Annotated in this window: 14 protein-coding genes; 8 read left to right on the top strand and 6 right to left on the bottom strand. The window is 51.7% G+C overall.

Annotation, left to right across the window (positions count from 1 at the left end; genetic code table 11):
- Nucleotides 1-30: 30 nt before the first annotated feature.
- Nucleotides 31-1,290, bottom strand: coding sequence for an L-rhamnose isomerase (gene rhaA / locus OGX89_RS07520; RefSeq protein WP_126957443.1), 1,260 nt, complete (start codon nt 1,288-1,290; stop codon nt 31-33).
- Complete coding sequence (gene rhaB / locus OGX89_RS07515) at nt 1,287-2,756, bottom strand: rhamnulokinase (protein ID WP_126957441.1); 1,470 nt, start codon at nt 2,754-2,756, stop codon at nt 1,287-1,289. Before rhaB ends, rhaA begins: the two co-directional genes overlap by 4 nt.
- A 303-nt stretch (nt 2,757-3,059) precedes the next feature.
- Between rhaB and rhaS the strand changes: the two genes are divergently transcribed.
- Both rhaS and rhaR read left to right on the top strand, forming a co-directional pair.
- Nucleotides 3,060-3,908 (top strand): HTH-type transcriptional activator RhaS, encoded by an 849-nt coding sequence (gene rhaS, locus OGX89_RS07510; protein ID WP_008787013.1) that lies wholly within the window; start codon nt 3,060-3,062, stop codon nt 3,906-3,908.
- 152 nt (nt 3,909-4,060) lie between these two features.
- Nucleotides 4,061-4,909 carry an HTH-type transcriptional activator RhaR gene (gene rhaR, locus OGX89_RS07505; RefSeq protein WP_126957439.1) on the top strand — a complete coding sequence of 283 codons (849 nt, stop codon included), beginning with the start codon at nt 4,061-4,063 and terminating at the stop codon, nt 4,907-4,909.
- Here the strand turns inward: rhaR and rhaT are convergent.
- Nucleotides 4,906-5,940, bottom strand: coding sequence for an L-rhamnose/proton symporter RhaT (rhaT, locus tag OGX89_RS07500; protein ID WP_003825242.1), 1,035 nt, complete (start codon nt 5,938-5,940; stop codon nt 4,906-4,908). The two genes, rhaR and rhaT, sit on opposite strands and share 4 nt — an antisense overlap.
- Before the next feature lie 289 nt (nt 5,941-6,229).
- Between rhaT and sodA the strand changes: the two genes are divergently transcribed.
- Both sodA and kdgT read left to right on the top strand, forming a co-directional pair.
- Complete coding sequence (gene sodA / locus OGX89_RS07495) at nt 6,230-6,850, top strand: superoxide dismutase [Mn] (protein WP_003825239.1); 621 nt, start codon at nt 6,230-6,232, stop codon at nt 6,848-6,850.
- Nucleotides 6,851-7,083: 233 nt separating this feature from the next.
- Complete coding sequence (kdgT, locus tag OGX89_RS07490; RefSeq protein ID WP_003825237.1) at nt 7,084-8,067, top strand: 2-keto-3-deoxygluconate transporter; 984 nt, start codon at nt 7,084-7,086, stop codon at nt 8,065-8,067.
- Nucleotides 8,068-8,108: 41 nt separating this feature from the next.
- On the opposite strand, the gene OGX89_RS07485 is transcribed toward kdgT, so the two are convergent.
- The gene (locus tag OGX89_RS07485; RefSeq protein ID WP_003825235.1) at nt 8,109-9,005 is read right to left on the bottom strand and encodes a dihydrodipicolinate synthase family protein; all 897 of its coding nucleotides are present in this window, start codon (nt 9,003-9,005) and stop codon (nt 8,109-8,111) included.
- 152 nt (nt 9,006-9,157) lie between these two features.
- Here OGX89_RS07485 and yiiM point away from each other — a divergent pair, with 152 nt between their 5' ends.
- From yiiM to OGX89_RS07465, 4 genes are all read left to right on the top strand, one after another.
- Nucleotides 9,158-9,832, top strand: a complete 675-nt coding sequence (yiiM, locus tag OGX89_RS07480) for a 6-hydroxyaminopurine reductase (protein ID WP_003825233.1) — start codon at nt 9,158-9,160, stop codon at nt 9,830-9,832.
- A gap of 227 nt (nt 9,833-10,059) precedes the next feature.
- Nucleotides 10,060-10,764 carry a GntR family transcriptional regulator gene (locus OGX89_RS07475; protein WP_003825231.1) on the top strand — a complete coding sequence of 235 codons (705 nt, stop codon included), beginning with the start codon at nt 10,060-10,062 and terminating at the stop codon, nt 10,762-10,764.
- 8 nt (nt 10,765-10,772) lie between these two features.
- Nucleotides 10,773-11,726, top strand: a complete 954-nt coding sequence (locus OGX89_RS07470) for a sugar phosphate isomerase/epimerase family protein (RefSeq protein WP_003825228.1) — start codon at nt 10,773-10,775, stop codon at nt 11,724-11,726.
- A gap of 122 nt (nt 11,727-11,848) precedes the next feature.
- Nucleotides 11,849-13,099 carry an MFS transporter gene (locus OGX89_RS07465; protein ID WP_126957471.1) on the top strand — a complete coding sequence of 417 codons (1,251 nt, stop codon included), beginning with the start codon at nt 11,849-11,851 and terminating at the stop codon, nt 13,097-13,099.
- Nucleotides 13,100-13,139: 40 nt separating this feature from the next.
- Here OGX89_RS07465 and cpxA read toward each other — a convergent pair whose 3' ends face one another.
- Both cpxA and cpxR read right to left on the bottom strand, forming a co-directional pair.
- Nucleotides 13,140-14,513 carry an envelope stress sensor histidine kinase CpxA gene (gene cpxA / locus OGX89_RS07460; RefSeq protein WP_126957437.1) on the bottom strand — a complete coding sequence of 458 codons (1,374 nt, stop codon included), beginning with the start codon at nt 14,511-14,513 and terminating at the stop codon, nt 13,140-13,142.
- The gene (gene cpxR, locus OGX89_RS07455; RefSeq protein WP_003028763.1) at nt 14,510-15,208 is read right to left on the bottom strand and encodes an envelope stress response regulator transcription factor CpxR; all 699 of its coding nucleotides are present in this window, start codon (nt 15,206-15,208) and stop codon (nt 14,510-14,512) included. Before cpxR ends, cpxA begins: the two co-directional genes overlap by 4 nt.
- Nucleotides 15,209-15,245: the final 37 nt, after the last annotated feature.

The raw sequence follows: 15,245 nt of genomic DNA, 5'->3' as shown, positions 1-15,245 counted from the left end.
CTTATCCGGCCTACAAGCCTGGCGTCACGGTTAGCTACGTTTGCTCAAAATCTCTTTTTCATAAGCGCGCACGCTGTCCAGCCACTGGCTGCCCGCAGGCGTGTCGTGGCGCTGGCAATACATCTCCCAGACGGCCTGCCACGGCAGCGATTTTTGCTCTTCCAGCAGGGCCAGGCGTGCGGTGTAGTCGCCGTTGGCTTCGAGCTGACGCAGTTGTTCGGTGGGTTCTAACAGCGCGCGCAGCAGGGCTTTTTTCATATTGCGGGTGCCGATCACCCACGCGGCAATGCGGTTAATGGAGGCGTCGAAGAAGTCGAGGCCAATGTGTACGCGGTCAAACAGGTTGTGGCGGACGATCTCGCTGGCAATCGCCTGAGTTTCATCATCCAGCAGCACCACGTGGTCGCTGTCCCAGCGCACCGGACGGCTGACGTGCAGCAGCAGGCGCGGTACATACAGCATGGCGGCAGAAATTTTGTCGGAGATCACTTCAGTCGGATGGAAGTGGCCCGCATCCAGACACAGTGCGGTCTGGCGGCTGGTGGCGTAACCCATGTAGAACTCGTTAGAGCCCACGGTGTAGCTTTCCGCACCGATGCCAAACAGCTTACTTTCGACGGCATCGATATGGTGCGCCGGGTCAAGTTTCTCGCTGATCACTTCGTCCAGTGCGTCCAGCAGACGCTGGCGCGGCGCTAAACGGTCAACGGTGATGTCTTTCATGCCATCCGGGATCCAGATGTTCATCACCGATGGTGTACCCAACTGCTCGCCAAAATACGCCGAGACGCGACGGCTGGCTTTGCAGTGATCGATCCAGAACTGGCGAATGGTGTCGTCGGCGTGCGCCAGCGTGAAACCGTCGGCGCTCAGCGGGTGTGAGAAGCAGGATGGGTTGAAATCCAGCCCTAACTGGTTCGCTTTCGCCCACTCAACCCAGTTTTTGAAGTGTTCGGGTTTGATTTGGTCGCGGGCAACCGGCGTATCAGATTCCAGATAGATCGCGTGCAAATTCAGACGTTTTGGACCAGGAATCAGGCTTAGCGCTTGCTCCAGATCGGCCCGCAGTTCGGTGGCGTTACGCGCTTTACCCGGATAGTTACCGGTAGCCTGAATACCGCCAGTAAGCGAGCCTTCCGGGTTTTCGAAACCGGCGACATCATCGCCCTGCCAGCAGTGCATGGAGACCGGCAAACGATCGAGCTGGCGTAAGGCCGCCTCGACATCAATGCCTACCGCGGCGAAACGCAGTTTTGCCAGTTCCCAGGCTTGTTCAAGTTGAGTGGTCATGCGCAAAGCTCCTTTGTCTGTCGTAGTGATTGAAACTGCGCCTGGTAGCGGGCAATTTCACTTTCAGGATTGGGAATGAAGGTGGTCAGTTCGTAGTTGGCGCGCACCACCTGACGGAAATCATCGACGTTGTTCAGCTCGTCCAGCGTTATCAGCTGGATGCCAATATTGCCGAGAGTGGAAGCCTCAATCGGCCCGGACATCACGCGAATACCGCAGGCATCCGCACATAGCTGGTTCAGTAAGGTGTTCTGGCAGCCACCACCGACAATGTGCAGTTGGCTAAATGCTGCACCACGCAGTTGAGCCAGTTCTTGCAGGATATCGGCGTACAGCAACGCCAGGCTGTCGAAGATACAGCGCGCCAGTTCGGCGTTTTGCAGGGGAACGGGTTGGCCTGATTCACGGCATGCCGCCTGAATTTCTGCACTCATATCGTCGGGGTTGATAAAGCGATCGTCGTTCGGGTTTATCAGGAACTGGCAGGCCGGCAGCGCTTGCGTTTGGCAGATAAGCGTTGGCAGGTCGGTAATCTGGCGCTCTTTTAATACGCGCTGGAGCAGCCATAGCCCCATAATATTTTTCAGGACACGGTAACGTCCTTCCGCGCCGCCTTCATTGGTGATATTCGCCGCCAGCGCCGCATCGTTGGTATACGGTGTTCTGCTCTCAAAGCCCATCAGCGACCAGGTTCCGGAAGAGAGATAGGCGCTGTTTTTGTCGGCCAGCGGAGAAGCAATGACCGCGCTGGCCGTGTCGTGACTGGCGACGGCGACAACCGGAATTTGGTTTTTCTGCGGGCAAATCCAGTGGCCGATCACGTTCCCTGGATGCGTCGGGCGACCAAACCAGGCTTTGTCTGCCCCGGTCCACGCCAGCAGTGTGTCATCCCAGTCGTCGGTATTGATATTGACTAGCTGGGTGGTGGTGGCGTTGGTGTATTCCCAGTTCATTTTGCCGGTCAGGCGAAAGCTGAAGTAGTCGGGGATCAGCAGGGCATGAGCCACCTGCGGGAGCAGTTCTGGCTGCTGTTCAACCAGCGCACGCAGTTGATACAGGGTGTTAAAGGGCAGAAACTGAATGCCGCTACGGCGGTAAATTTCACCTTTACCCGGCTGCTTCATCGCCTGCGCCAGAATGCCGGTCGTGCGGCTGTCACGGTAAGAGACCGGCAGACCGACACGTTGACCGACGTTATCGATCAGAACGTAATCCACGCCCCAGGTATCAATGCCGATGCTGTCTATCCGAATGCCTTCATCGCAGACTTTTTTCAGGCCAAGACGAATATCGTGTTCCAGGCTGTCGATGTCCCAGGTGTCAAAACCGTCTGTTTTTTGCAGGCAGTTCATGAAGCGGTGGATTTCACGTAGCGTCAGGGAGCGGTGTTCACTGTCGTAACGCGCCAGCATTACGCGCCCACTGGATGCGCCGAGATCGACTGCGACACAATGGCGAAAAGTCATAGCGAGGTCCTTCTGAGTTTTATTGCACTCAGTCTAAGAACCCCAGATAAAGCGTACCTTCTTGACAGTGACAGCCACAATTAGCGGCTGGCAACATGGCAAAGGTGAACGTGACGCTGTTCACAATTTCTATTAATAGGACCTGTTTTAGCGGATGTGACGCCTTCCGCAATTCCCGATCTTTCCCGCCATTTCTTGAAGAATTGACCGTGTTTACGCACTTTGGCGTCAAAAATTTAAGGTGAGGGTGATAACCCTTAATTACTATTCAGCCATGTTCATTTGATCGGGAAGGATGTCATCATGACGGTATTGCATTGCGTGGATTTTTTTCCGACAGGTAAAGCGCCAGTGGCTATTGAACCGCGGCTTCCTCAACCTGCGTTTCCAGAGCATCATCATGATTTTCATGAAATTGTGGTGGTCGAACATGGAACGGGGATCCATGTGTTCAACGGGCAGCCTTACACCATCAGCGGCGGTACGGTGTGTTTTGTTCGCGATCATGACCGGCATTTATATGAACATACTGACAATCTGTGCCTGACCAATGTGTTGTATCGCTCTCCGGATGCGTTTCAATTTCTGGCTGGGCTGAATCAGCTTTTACCTCAGGAACAGAATGGGCAGTATCCCTCCCACTGGCGGGTGAATCAGGGGGTGTTGCAGCAGGTTCGACAACTGGTGGGGCAGATGGAAGCGCTCGGTGAGGGGATGGATACACCAACGGCGGCAAATCGCGAGATCCTGTTTATGCAACTGCTGGTGCTGCTGCGTAAAAGCAGCCTGATGGAAGCAGCGACCGATAACGACGCGCGGCTTAACCTCCTGATGGCGTGGCTGGAAGATAACTTTGCCGACGAGGTGTGTTGGGAGGCGCTGGCCGAGAAGTTTTCCCTCTCTTTGCGCACTCTGCATCGCCAGCTCAAACAGCAAACCGGATTGACGCCGCAGCGCTACCTTAACCGCTTGCGGCTGATCAAGGCCCGACATCTGCTTCGCCACAGTGATGACAGTGTGACAGACATCGCTTATCTCTGCGGATTCGGCGACAGTAACCACTTTTCGACGCTTTTTCGTCGTGAGTTCAAGTGGTCACCACGCGATATTCGTCAGGGGCGCGATCTCGTTGTGGCAAGCCGCCTCCAGTAACGCGAAAGCTATCAACGTTTTTTACCGCCGAATCTCAGATAATCATGTCCCTTAACGCCGGATGGTGGCTACGCCTTATCCGGCCTACGTGGATGCCCTGTAGGCCGGATAAGCGCAGCGCATCCGGCAAGCATTCAGGTTGAGGTCATGTGATGGCGAATCAGCTAATCCTTCTGAAATCAGACTTCTTTGCGCATGAGCAGCAGGCTGTGGCCGTGGCTGACCGTTATCCGCAGGATGTCTTTGCTGAGCATACCCACGAGTTTTGCGAGCTGGTTATGGTCTGGCGCGGTAATGGTCTGCATGTCCTTAACGATCGTCCGTACCGGATAACCCGTGGCGACCTGTTTTACATTCGCGCCGAAGATAAACACTCCTACACCTCCGTGAACGACCTGGTGTTGCAAAATATCATCTACTGCCCGGAGCGGTTGACGCTGAATGTTGACTGGCAAGGGGCGATCCCCGGATTTGACGGTACGCCGAGGCAGCCGCATTGGCGACTCGGCAGCGTTGGCATGAGTCAGGTCCGACAGGTGATAAGCCAGCTTGAGCATGAAAGCAATCAGCGTGATGCACAGGCTTTTACCATGGCTGAGCTGCTGTTCGGGCAGTTGGTGACACACCTTAAGCGGCATCGTTATGCCACGGATACGCTCCCGGCGACCTCCAGTGAAACGCTGCTGGATAAACTGATCACCGCGTTAGCCGGTAGCCATGAGCATGCGTTTGAACTGGATACGTTTTGCGAGCGCGAACAGTGCAGCGAGCGCGTTTTGCGCCAGCAGTTTCGCAGCCAGACCGGGATGACCATCAACCAGTATCTCCGCCAGGTGCGGGTTTGCCATGCGCAGTATCTGCTCAAACATAGTCGGTTGATGATTAGCGAGATTTCCATGCGCTGCGGTTTTGAGGACAGTAACTACTTTTCAGTGGTATTTACGCGGGAAACCGGGATGACGCCGAGCCAGTGGCGTCATCTCAGTACTCAGCATGCTTAGCTGGCCATTCCCAGACCGACAATGTTTGCCGCGACAATGATCACCACGCAGCCGAGGCTTAGCACGCTGACCGGACGACGACCCGCGTTTTTCCACTCTTTCAATACCAGACCGACAATCCCGCCGCACAGAACATAGAAGCTCATGTGCAGCATCCAGCTTACATAGTCATACTGCGCCGGAATACGTGCGTGGCCCCAGGCGTAGAAGAAGAATTGCAGATACCACATCAAGCCACCAAGCGCAGAGAGCAGCACGTTGGTGATAATCAGCGGCTTGGCTAACGAGAAGTCGGCTTTTATCGACAAGTTCTTCACTTTTGCCAGACGAATGAAGCAGAAGCCCAGGTTAACAAGCGCGCCACCGCCCATAATGACCACATAGCTAGGCAGGGCGACATACAGCGGATCGACGCCCAACGCGGCGGCGGCATCGTGCATCGGTTTCGCCGCGTTCATCGCAAAGGACATCCCGGCGGAGAAAATACCGCACATGACGGCCAGAACCAGACCTTTTTTCAGGTTGAAATCTTCCGCTTTGATGCCCATTTTGCGTTCTTTTAACTGACCGGCACGGGTAACAATGCCTACGCCAATCAGCGCGACCAGTACGCCAAGCAGCGTCATGCGGCCACCAGAGGTATTGATCAGTACATCAAAATTGCCGTTGATAATCGGGGTCATCAGCGTGCCGACAATCAGCGTAATACCTATCGCAATCCCGATACCCATCGACATACCGAGATAGCGCATGGTCAGGCCATAGTTGATATTGCCAATCCCCCACATTGCACCAAACAGAAATACCGGAGCCAGTGTGGAGAGGCTGAAGGAGCTGAAGTAGGCCCAGAAATCGGGAAGTAACATGGCGCTGATGGTCCACGGCAGGATTATCCAGGAGACGATCCCGCCAACCGACCACATCGTTTCCCATGACCAATGTTTGACTTGCTTGAACGGGGCATAGAAACAGGCGGCACTGGCTGCCCCTATCAAATGCCAAAAGATACCCATCGTAATCGCGTTACTCATGACTTAATCCTCGTTATTTTTTATCGTCGGTAATGACCCCTCCGACCTAACGAGTTTAAAAATTACGCAGGTGGTTAACCTTTTGACGATTGCCGCCCTTTTGCGCATGTTGGCAATTATCACGTTAAGTGGGTGATTCGGCTCACATCTTTAACAATGGGTTTGATTCATTAAGACCCTGTAAAAAGTACGGCATTGATAATCATTTTCAATATCATTTAATTAACTATAATGACCCAACTGCTTACGCGGCGTTAACACTGGCCGCCCGACAATACTGGAGATGATTATGAGTTATACACTGCCATCCCTGCCGTACGCTTATGATGCCCTTGAACCGCACTTCGATAAGCAGACGATGGAAATCCACCACACCAAACACCACCAGGCTTACGTAAATAACGCCAACGCTGCTCTGGAAAGCCTGCCTGAATTCGCCAGCCTGTCCGTTGAAGAGCTGATCACCAAACTGGATCAACTGCCAGCAGACAAGAAAACCGTACTGCGTAACAACGCGGGCGGTCACGCTAACCACAGCCTGTTCTGGAAAGGCCTGAAAACCGGTACTACGCTGCAGGGCGACCTGAAAGCGGCTATCGAACGTGATTTCGGCTCCGTTGACAACTTCAAAGCTGAATTTGAAAAAGCAGCGGCAACCCGCTTTGGCTCCGGCTGGGCGTGGCTGGTTCTGAAAGGTGACAAACTGGCTGTTGTCTCCACCGCCAACCAGGATTCCCCGCTGATGGGTGAAGCTATCTCTGGCGCTTCCGGTTTCCCAATCGTGGGCCTGGACGTTTGGGAACACGCTTACTACCTGAAATTCCAGAACCGTCGCCCGGACTACATCAAAGAGTTCTGGAACGTTGTGAACTGGGACGAAGCTGCCGCGCGTTTCGCAGCAAAAAAATAAGTTCTACGCTTTAACAAAGCCCTGCAAGCGATGCTTGTGGGGTTTTTTTGTGATCAAACTCAATATAAAAACAATGATCCACTTAAATTGAAACAAGGTTTTATTATGCGAGTGAGATCACTTTTATAGTCTCTATGAATGTCTATCTTCTTTTCATCAAGACGGGCGCATCTCAAAGCAAGATGCAATCGCCCATAAAAATTGCCCCATTTTTATGTCTACAGGTGATGGAAATGCAGATCAAACGTACGATAGAGAAAATCCCAGGCGGTATGATGCTGGTGCCGCTTTTCCTGGGCGCGTTGTGTCACACCTTTTCCCCCGGCGCCGGGAAATATTTCGGCTCCTTTACCAACGGTATGATCACCGGTACGGTACCTATCCTGGCAGTCTGGTTCTTTTGCATGGGGGCGTCGATCAAGCTAAGCGCCACCGGCACCGTGCTGCGTAAATCAGGTACGTTAGTCATAACCAAGATTCTGGTGGCGTGGGTGGTTGCAGCGATTGCTTCACGCATTCTGCCGGAACATGGTGTAGAGGTCGGATTCTTCGCTGGGTTGTCTACGCTGGCGCTGGTGGCCGCGATGGATATGACCAACGGCGGGCTGTATGCCTCGATTATGCAGCAGTACGGCACCAAAGAAGAGGCCGGAGCGTTTGTCCTGATGTCGCTGGAGTCTGGCCCGCTGATGACCATGGTGATTCTGGGAACCGCCGGGATCGCGTCGTTTGAACCGCACGTATTTGTTGGTGCAGTATTGCCGTTCCTGATTGGCTTTGCGCTGGGGAATCTGGACCCTGAACTGCGGGAGTTCTTCAGCAAAGCGGTGCAGACGCTGATCCCGTTCTTTGCCTTCGCATTAGGTAACACCATTGATTTGAGCGTGATTGCGCAGACCGGCGTGCTGGGTATTCTGCTGGGCGTGGCGGTGATTATCATCACTGGTATTCCATTGATTATCGCCGATAAACTGATTGGTGGTGGCGATGGTACGGCGGGGATTGCCGCTTCCAGTTCCGCGGGGGCGGCGGTTGCTACGCCTGTGCTGATTGCTGAAATGGTTCCGGCATTTAAACCGATGGCACCGGCAGCAACTTCCCTGGTCGCCACGTCGGTGATTGTGACCTCCATTCTGGTGCCGATTATCACGTCTATCTGGTCGAAAAAGGTCAAAGCAAGGGCGGCAGAAATTGATATTCGTGGTACCGTGAAGTAAGTCTCTTAAGCCGGATGGTCTGCTCCATCCGGCTTAATTATTTACCCTTTGACGACAAACACCTCATCGATTGTTCGGCACTCACTCTCGTTCAACTCTCCACCGGCATTACGTGACACGCCGGTACAATAGCCAAATTTACGCGATACCACGGTTTTGATGGTGGTGACAAAATCTTCGCCGATGGCATAGATGGACATGTAGGTGCCAATCTGGTCCTGAATATCGCGAAGCGCTGCCAGGTCGCCCTGTTTAAACGCTTCCCGCGCGCTGACAAACAGTTCCGGCATGACGTTGTTCAACCCTGAAATAATCCCCGCGCCACCTGCCAACAGGTTGGGAATGTAGTATTCGTCATAGCCGGACAGCACGGCAAAATCCTCCCGCACGGCGCGGGTGGTCTGAATCATGCTGCGGGTATGGGACTGACAGTCGACGGTGTCTTTAATGCCAGCAAAATTCGGGAATTCGGCGGCGAGGGTGGCTACCAGTTCGGGGGTTAAATCGCAGCCGGTGCGTGCCGGGAAGTTATAAGCAAACCATTTACCGCTGAGTTTCTGCCCCAACTGACGGAAGTAGCTCAGCAGCTGTTTCGCCGTTTGTCCGTAGTAATAGGGCGGCAGGATCATCACGGCATCGTAACCTGAGCGATACGCTTCCTGTGCCATCAATAAAACATCATTCTGGCAGGTGGATGAGACGTTGGCGACCATCTTTAGCGAGCTCATGGCGCGGGCCTCACGGATCAGCAGCAGCCTTTCTTCGAGCGTAAAGGAAGCAAATTCCCCGATGCTGCCCATCAGCAAAATCACGTCGATTTTGGCCTCGGTAAGGCGTTTGAGATGCTGGCTCAGACCGTTGAGATCGATCTTGCCATCATTGTCCATTGGCGTAATGGAAGGACACCAGACGCCAGCAAATTGCGATTGACCAGTCACGTTGTCGACTCCTTATTTGAAATGATGTTTCAAAACCAGATTACATTGATAGCATGTGTCCCTAAGTTTCATGTGAACCGTGCTCTCATTTTGAGCGACTGGGGTAAAATAAATGTGGTGTAATGGGGGAAATTTATCGGGAGAGGGAACAGATGCGATATCCGGTCGATGTTTTTACGGGCAAAGTTCGGGACTACACGGGAAGCCGTCCCAGCGCGATTGCTAAAGTCCAGATTGACGGTGAGTTGATGCTGACCGAACTGGGGCTGACGGGGGATGAACAAGCGGAAACGAAAATTCACGGCGGGCCGGATCGCGCGCTGTGTCACTATCCGCGTGAACACTATCAGCACTGGAGACAAGCGTTTCCGGAGCAGGCGGAGCTATTTGTCGCCCCCGCGTTTGGTGAGAACCTCTCTACTGAGGGGCTGACTGAAGAGAATGTGTATATTGGCGACATTTTCCAGTGGGGAGAGGCGCTGATTCAGGTCACGCAGCCGCGCTCGCCGTGCTTTAAGCTGAATTTCCATTTTGGCATCAGCGATATGGCCAGCCAGATGCAGGATGTGGGTAAGACAGGCTGGCTGTGCAGCGTCATCGCGCCTGGTCAGGTGTCAGCAGACGCGCCATTGATCCTGGCGTCACGCGTGAGCGACGTCAGCGTACAGGAGGCAATTGCTATCGCCTGGCATATGCCGTTTGATGATTCGCAATATCACCGTTTACTGTCGGCTGCCGGGTTATCAAAAAGCTGGACCAGAACGATGCAAAAGCGCCGTCTAAGCGGCAAGATCGAAGACAATTCCCGCCGTTTGTGGGGAAAATAAACCTACCTTCATCTGGCAATTAAATCAGGTGGCGACACCTGATTTACCTCTCCCCCGTGGTTCATCTCCTGCGTACCAAACCGGGCAAAAACCTGACGGTCACGGTTTGCTTCAAAGCCATTCTTGATACCTGGTCCACAAAAAGAAACTCTGCGTTGAAAAAAAACTTGAGTATTTCCTGCACTCAAATATCTTAGCTTCAAATTGGTTTAAACCAGATGAGCGAAATGAAAAAGAAAAACAATGTTGATGTGCTCAGAGAGCGCTTTGAAAGCTGGTTAAACGAGAATAATTTACCAGCGGGCTCCAAATTGCCCTCGGAGAGAGAGTTATGTGAGCTGCTGGATGCAAAGCGTATGACCTTACGTCAGGTTCTGATTGAGCTTGAGATCGATGCGCGTATTTTCCGCAAGAACCGCAGTGGTTGGTTTATTTCATCGAAGCGATTTATTTATAACCCTAAATCACTTTCCAGCTTCAATGCTGAAGCTTGTGCTCAGGGACGTAAGCCTTTTTGGGATTATTTAACCAAAGAAACCATTGATACAGTTCCGCATCATGTTGATGATGTTTTTCTCTCCTCCGGCGATCGCTATTTAGTTACCGGCTGGTGCGGCCTTGATTCACATAAAGTGTTTTACCATGAATCCTATATTGATGCCGATGTTGCGCCAGGATTCATTAATAAATTGGGCAATCAGTCTTTTGCCAGCGTCTGGGAAGATGCGTTTGGCCATGTTTTAAATATCAAAGAAATGATTTTTAAACCGGTCAATATGCCAGAAGTGGCCTGCAAAGAGCTGGGTGTTGCGCCTAATACGTATGGAATTTTAGTAGAAAAACATCGGGCTACCCGAGATAAAAAAGTGGTTCAGGTTGATTTCGAATACTGGCGACTTGAATCAGTGGAACTTGTTATTCGCGATGAATGAGAAAAATAATGGGAAAATGTAACCAAGAACTTCTTGCGGAACGCGCGAGAAATATACCGCTGTACCTACATGCTTATGCTTTTCATCTGAATATGCGCTACGAGAGAGTCCTGCCAGGGGATCTTCTGGATATTGCGCATCAGCAAAAATTGAAGGGTGTAAAAATACATGTTGAGGATGGTGAGTCCCAATCACTGCAGAAACTGAACGATCAGCAGCTACACGATTTTAAAGAAAAGGCCAAAAAATATAATCTGGATGTGCATATCGAAACGAGCGCATCGGATAAGGCAACATTGACGGATGCAATCCGTATTGCTGTTGCTACTGGTGCAACTTCAGTGCGTTTCTACCCGCGTTATGAAGGGTATCTGAACGATGTTATGGCGAAGATTGCCAATGATATTGCGTGGCTGTCTCAGTATGACGATTGCGGACTAAGCTTTACTATCGAACAGCATGAAGATCTGCAAGGCCATGAGCTGGTGACGCTGGTTAATAATAGCGGGATGAAAAATCTCTCTATTCTGTTTGATTTTGGCAACATGATTAATGCCAATGAGCAGCCGCTTTCTGCGTTAGAGGTTATGTCTCCTCTGATCACTCAGGTGCATATCAAAGACGCAAAAATTATTAAAGAAGGTAAAGGCTGGGGGCATGAGGCTTGTCGTTCAGGACACGGCGATTTACCCATGGAAGAGATGCTTAAGGCATTATTACTTTTAGGTGAAGATAAACCGCAAGTACATGCTTTTGGCCTGGAAGAAGAAGTTGAATATTATGCCCCTGCATTTCGCTTCGACGATGAGGGTGATAATCCATGGATCCCATGGCGCGATGCAAGTTATACGCCGCTGCCTGACAGCAACATGATTGATACGCGACTGGCGCAGGAAAAAGAACATGCTCTTGCCCAAATAAAATATATCCGTGATATATGTGACAAGTTTATAGGCAATTAATTAGTTTTCTTAAAATATTATTAAATGCGGAAAGGATTATGAAAATAATCCCCTGGCGTTATTAATTATACAATTTAATTTAGATATTTCTCTCAACAAGCAATGAGGGTTTAATCATGTTCATGAATAAATGGGCAAGACTCTGTTTTTTGATTTTAGGCGGCGGCACGATATTCAAGCTTTCGAGTATGAAAGATGTTTTCTATGTGCCAATGCAGAATGACTGGGGTTTAACTAATACGCAAATTGGGTTGAGCTTTACGGTTTATACGATTGTTCAGACAACCGGACTTTTTCTTTCTCTCTATATCGCAGACCGTTACTCCAAGAAAATATTATTACCGTTCGGTCTGATTGGCGTTGGGTTATGTGGCTTATATCTGGCAACGTTACCGTCATTTACCGGTTATCTCATTTGCTTTGCCGCGATGGCTTTCTTTGCCGATGTGGTTTATTGGCCGGTATTGCTGAAAGCCGTTCGTTTGCTGGGAACGAAAGAAGAACAAGGACGCATGTTCGGCTTTTTAGAAGCCGGACGTGGCGTGGTGGATGTTATCGTTGCATCTGGCGCTCTGTTTGTCTTCGTCCAGTTTGGTGAAGGTAAAGCGGGGATGCAGGCGGGCCTGTTGTTCTATACGGTAATTACGCTTGTGGCAGGTATTGTGACGTACTTTATTGTCGATGATGACAAAGTGAAAGGCGGCGAGAAAACCAGTGCCAACATGGAAGTGTTAAAGGGTATCAAACATGTTTTGTCCTGCCCTAATGTTTGGCTGGCTTCTTTAGGTATTTTCTTCGTTTATGCCGCGTACTGTGGACTGACTTACTTTATTCCATTCTTAAAAGATATCTATATGCTGCCGGTAGCGCTCGTCGGTGCGTACGGCATCATCAACCAGTATGCGTTAAAAATGGTAGGTGGGCCGATTGGTGGAATGTTGGCAGATAAAGTTGCTAAATCACCGACAGTGTATCTGAAGTGGACGTTCCTGATCTCTGCTGTAGCGATGCTTGTGTTCATGCAGTTACCGCATCAAACAATGAACGTGTATATCGGTATGGCGGCGACATTAGGGTTCGGAGCGATTATCTTCTCACAGCGCGCCATTTTCTTCGCGCCAATGGATGAGATCGGTACCCCACGTGAGTATGCGGGCTCGGCAATGGCGTTTGGTTGCATCATCGGTTATATGCCAGCGATGTTTGCGTACACGTTGTACGGCTATTTGCTGGATACCAATAGCGGCATCACTGGCTACAACTATGTCTTTAGCGTGATGATTGCGTTCAGCTTTATGGGCTTTATCTGTTCGACCATTCTGGTGAAGCGGATTAAAAAGCAAAAGCTAGCGGCGGCAGAAGTGACAGCATAAAGTGAGAGCTTCCCCGGCACGAGGCTACCGGGGAAGCCTGTTAAGCGCGTTTATACAGCGGTAACCAAATCACCAGCCGTAAACCACCCAGCGGGCTGTCTTCGGCCTTCACCCAGCCACGATGCTGCTGAATTGCGGTTTCAACAATCGCCAGACCCAGACCTGTTCCGCCAGACTCGCGATCGCGCGCCTCATCGGTACGATAGAACGGACGGAAAATCTGTTCTCTGTCATCAGGGCTAACGCCTGGGCCATCGTCGTCCACGGTGATGGTAATCCCGTCGATATCCACCGCGAAGCCAACTTCAATCTTCGTATGTGAATAGCGCAGGGCATTGCGCACAATGTTTTCCAGCGCACTTTCCAACGCATTTGGGTTACCGTACAGCGGCCACGGACCCGGCGGGAAATTCACCGTGAGTGACTTACCCATCTGCTCAGCTTCAAAGGCGGCGTTATCCAGCACTTCGCCCCACAGCTGATTAGCTTTCACTGTTTCACTGACCAGCGCGTTTTTCTGCTGATTACGTGACATCACCAGCAGGTCGTTGATCATGCTGTCCAGTCGGTGTGCTTCTGTTTCAATGCGCTCCAGCTCTTTGCTCTCACCGCTACGACGGCGCAGCAGAGCGGTGCCCAGTTGCAGACGCGTTAGCGGTGTTCTCAGCTCGTGAGAGATGTCCGACAGCAGGCGTTGCTGTGTGGTCATCATCCGTTCCAGCGCTGTCACCATCTGGTTAAAGCTGGCGCCTGCTGCCAGAAACTCCTGCGGACCGGCTTCCAGTTCCGGATGCTGACGCAGGTTGCCCTGGGCCACTTCATCCGCCGCGTTTTTCAACTTACGCGCCGGTTTCGCCAGACTCCAGGCAAGCCAAAGCAATAGCGGTGAGCTGACTAACATGGTGACGATCAGCAACAGCAGCGGTCGGTCGAACAGCAGGTTGATAAAGTCAGATTGTGAGCTGCTGGCAGGTCGTATGAGATACAGCTGGTAGTTATCTTCACCGTCTCTGACGGAGAAAGGCCCCACCATCTCAACGCGACCGTATTTTTTCTTTTGCGGATGGTCGGCGTTATCGGCCTGACCAATAAAGTTACGAATGATCTGCATTTCGTTGCGTTCTGCGCCGATCACGCGTCCTTCCGTCGTAACAAGTAATAACCGCTGTCCTGGCGGCGCCCACTTGTCTATCGCCCGAAACAAGCGACGCCACCACATCAAATCGTTGGGTGGATCGTTCGCCAGTTCAGCTTCAACGTGTTGCTCAATCATTAACCCCTGGCGCTGCTCGCTGTCCAGTAGCTCGGTCATCTGGCGTGAATCGAGCTTGGGTAACATCAGTACCAACATCAACACCAGTGCCAGCGTCAACCAGAAGATGGCAAAGATGCGTGCGGTTAAGCTCCCTATCATGAAGCGGAGACCATCAGGTAGCCGCGACCACGCAGGGTTTTAAACCACGGGTGTCCGTCTTTACGCTCTGGCAGCTTACGACGCAGGTTCGAGATATGCATATCGATCGCGCGATCGAAAGGCGTCAGGCGTTTGCCCAGCACTTCCTGGCTCAGGTGCTCACGCGAAACCACCTGACCGAGATGCTGAGCCAGCAAATAGAGCAGGGTGAATTCGGTGCCGGTTAACTCCAAAATTTGCCCGTCAAAGCTGGCTTCCTGGCGACCCGGATTAAGGCTTAACGCATCTACTTCCAGCGTCGGCGAGCCGTTATCGCTGTTCTGCTGCTGTTCGCTCCAGTGTGAGCGACGCAGAATAGCGCGGATGCGCGCGACCAGTTCACGGTCGTTAAACGGTTTAGGTAAATAGTCGTCCGCGCCCAGCTCAAGGCCAAGTACGCGATCCAATTCGCTGCCGCGAGCGGTCAGCATGATTACAGGTGTCTGGTGTGTCTGACGAAGTGCTTTCAGCGTATCAATGCCGTTTTTCTTCGGCATCATGACGTCGAGCAAAAGTAAATCGATGCTGTCATCCAGAAGCTCAAGCGCCTGTTCCCCATCATAGGCAACCAGCACATCGAAACCTTCCATTTCGAGCAACTCCTTTAACAGGGAAGTCAGCTCTCGGTCATCATCAACTAACAGGATTTTATTCATTGTTTACGTACCTCCGAGGCAGAAATTACGTCATCAG

The organism is Citrobacter sp. Cpo103 (genome assembly GCF_030332605.1).
In the GTDB taxonomy this organism is placed as follows: Bacteria; Pseudomonadota; Gammaproteobacteria; order Enterobacterales; family Enterobacteriaceae; genus Citrobacter; species Citrobacter portucalensis.
The sequence above is the reverse complement of the archived record's forward strand: the minus strand, read 5'-3'. Positions and strand labels throughout refer to the sequence as shown.

Coding starts and splice junctions, on each gene's coding strand:
- rhaT (WP_003825242.1), bottom strand. CDS start 5,940: ATGAGTAACGCGATTACGATGGGTATCTTTTGGCATTTGATAGGGGCA.
- cpxR (WP_003028763.1), bottom strand. CDS start 15,208: ATGAATAAAATCCTGTTAGTTGATGATGACCGAGAGCTGACTTCCCTG.
- rhaA (WP_126957443.1), bottom strand. CDS start 1,290: ATGACCACTCAACTTGAACAAGCCTGGGAACTGGCAAAACTGCGTTTC.
- rhaR (WP_126957439.1), top strand. CDS start 4,061: ATGGCGAATCAGCTAATCCTTCTGAAATCAGACTTCTTTGCGCATGAG.
- yiiM (WP_003825233.1), top strand. CDS start 9,158: ATGCGATATCCGGTCGATGTTTTTACGGGCAAAGTTCGGGACTACACG.
- sodA (WP_003825239.1), top strand. CDS start 6,230: ATGAGTTATACACTGCCATCCCTGCCGTACGCTTATGATGCCCTTGAA.
- OGX89_RS07465 (WP_126957471.1), top strand. CDS start 11,849: ATGAATAAATGGGCAAGACTCTGTTTTTTGATTTTAGGCGGCGGCACG.
- rhaS (WP_008787013.1), top strand. CDS start 3,060: ATGACGGTATTGCATTGCGTGGATTTTTTTCCGACAGGTAAAGCGCCA.
- OGX89_RS07470 (WP_003825228.1), top strand. CDS start 10,773: ATGGGAAAATGTAACCAAGAACTTCTTGCGGAACGCGCGAGAAATATA.
- kdgT (WP_003825237.1), top strand. CDS start 7,084: ATGCAGATCAAACGTACGATAGAGAAAATCCCAGGCGGTATGATGCTG.
- rhaB (WP_126957441.1), bottom strand. CDS start 2,756: ATGACTTTTCGCCATTGTGTCGCAGTCGATCTCGGCGCATCCAGTGGG.
- cpxA (WP_126957437.1), bottom strand. CDS start 14,513: ATGATAGGGAGCTTAACCGCACGCATCTTTGCCATCTTCTGGTTGACG.
- OGX89_RS07475 (WP_003825231.1), top strand. CDS start 10,060: ATGAAAAAGAAAAACAATGTTGATGTGCTCAGAGAGCGCTTTGAAAGC.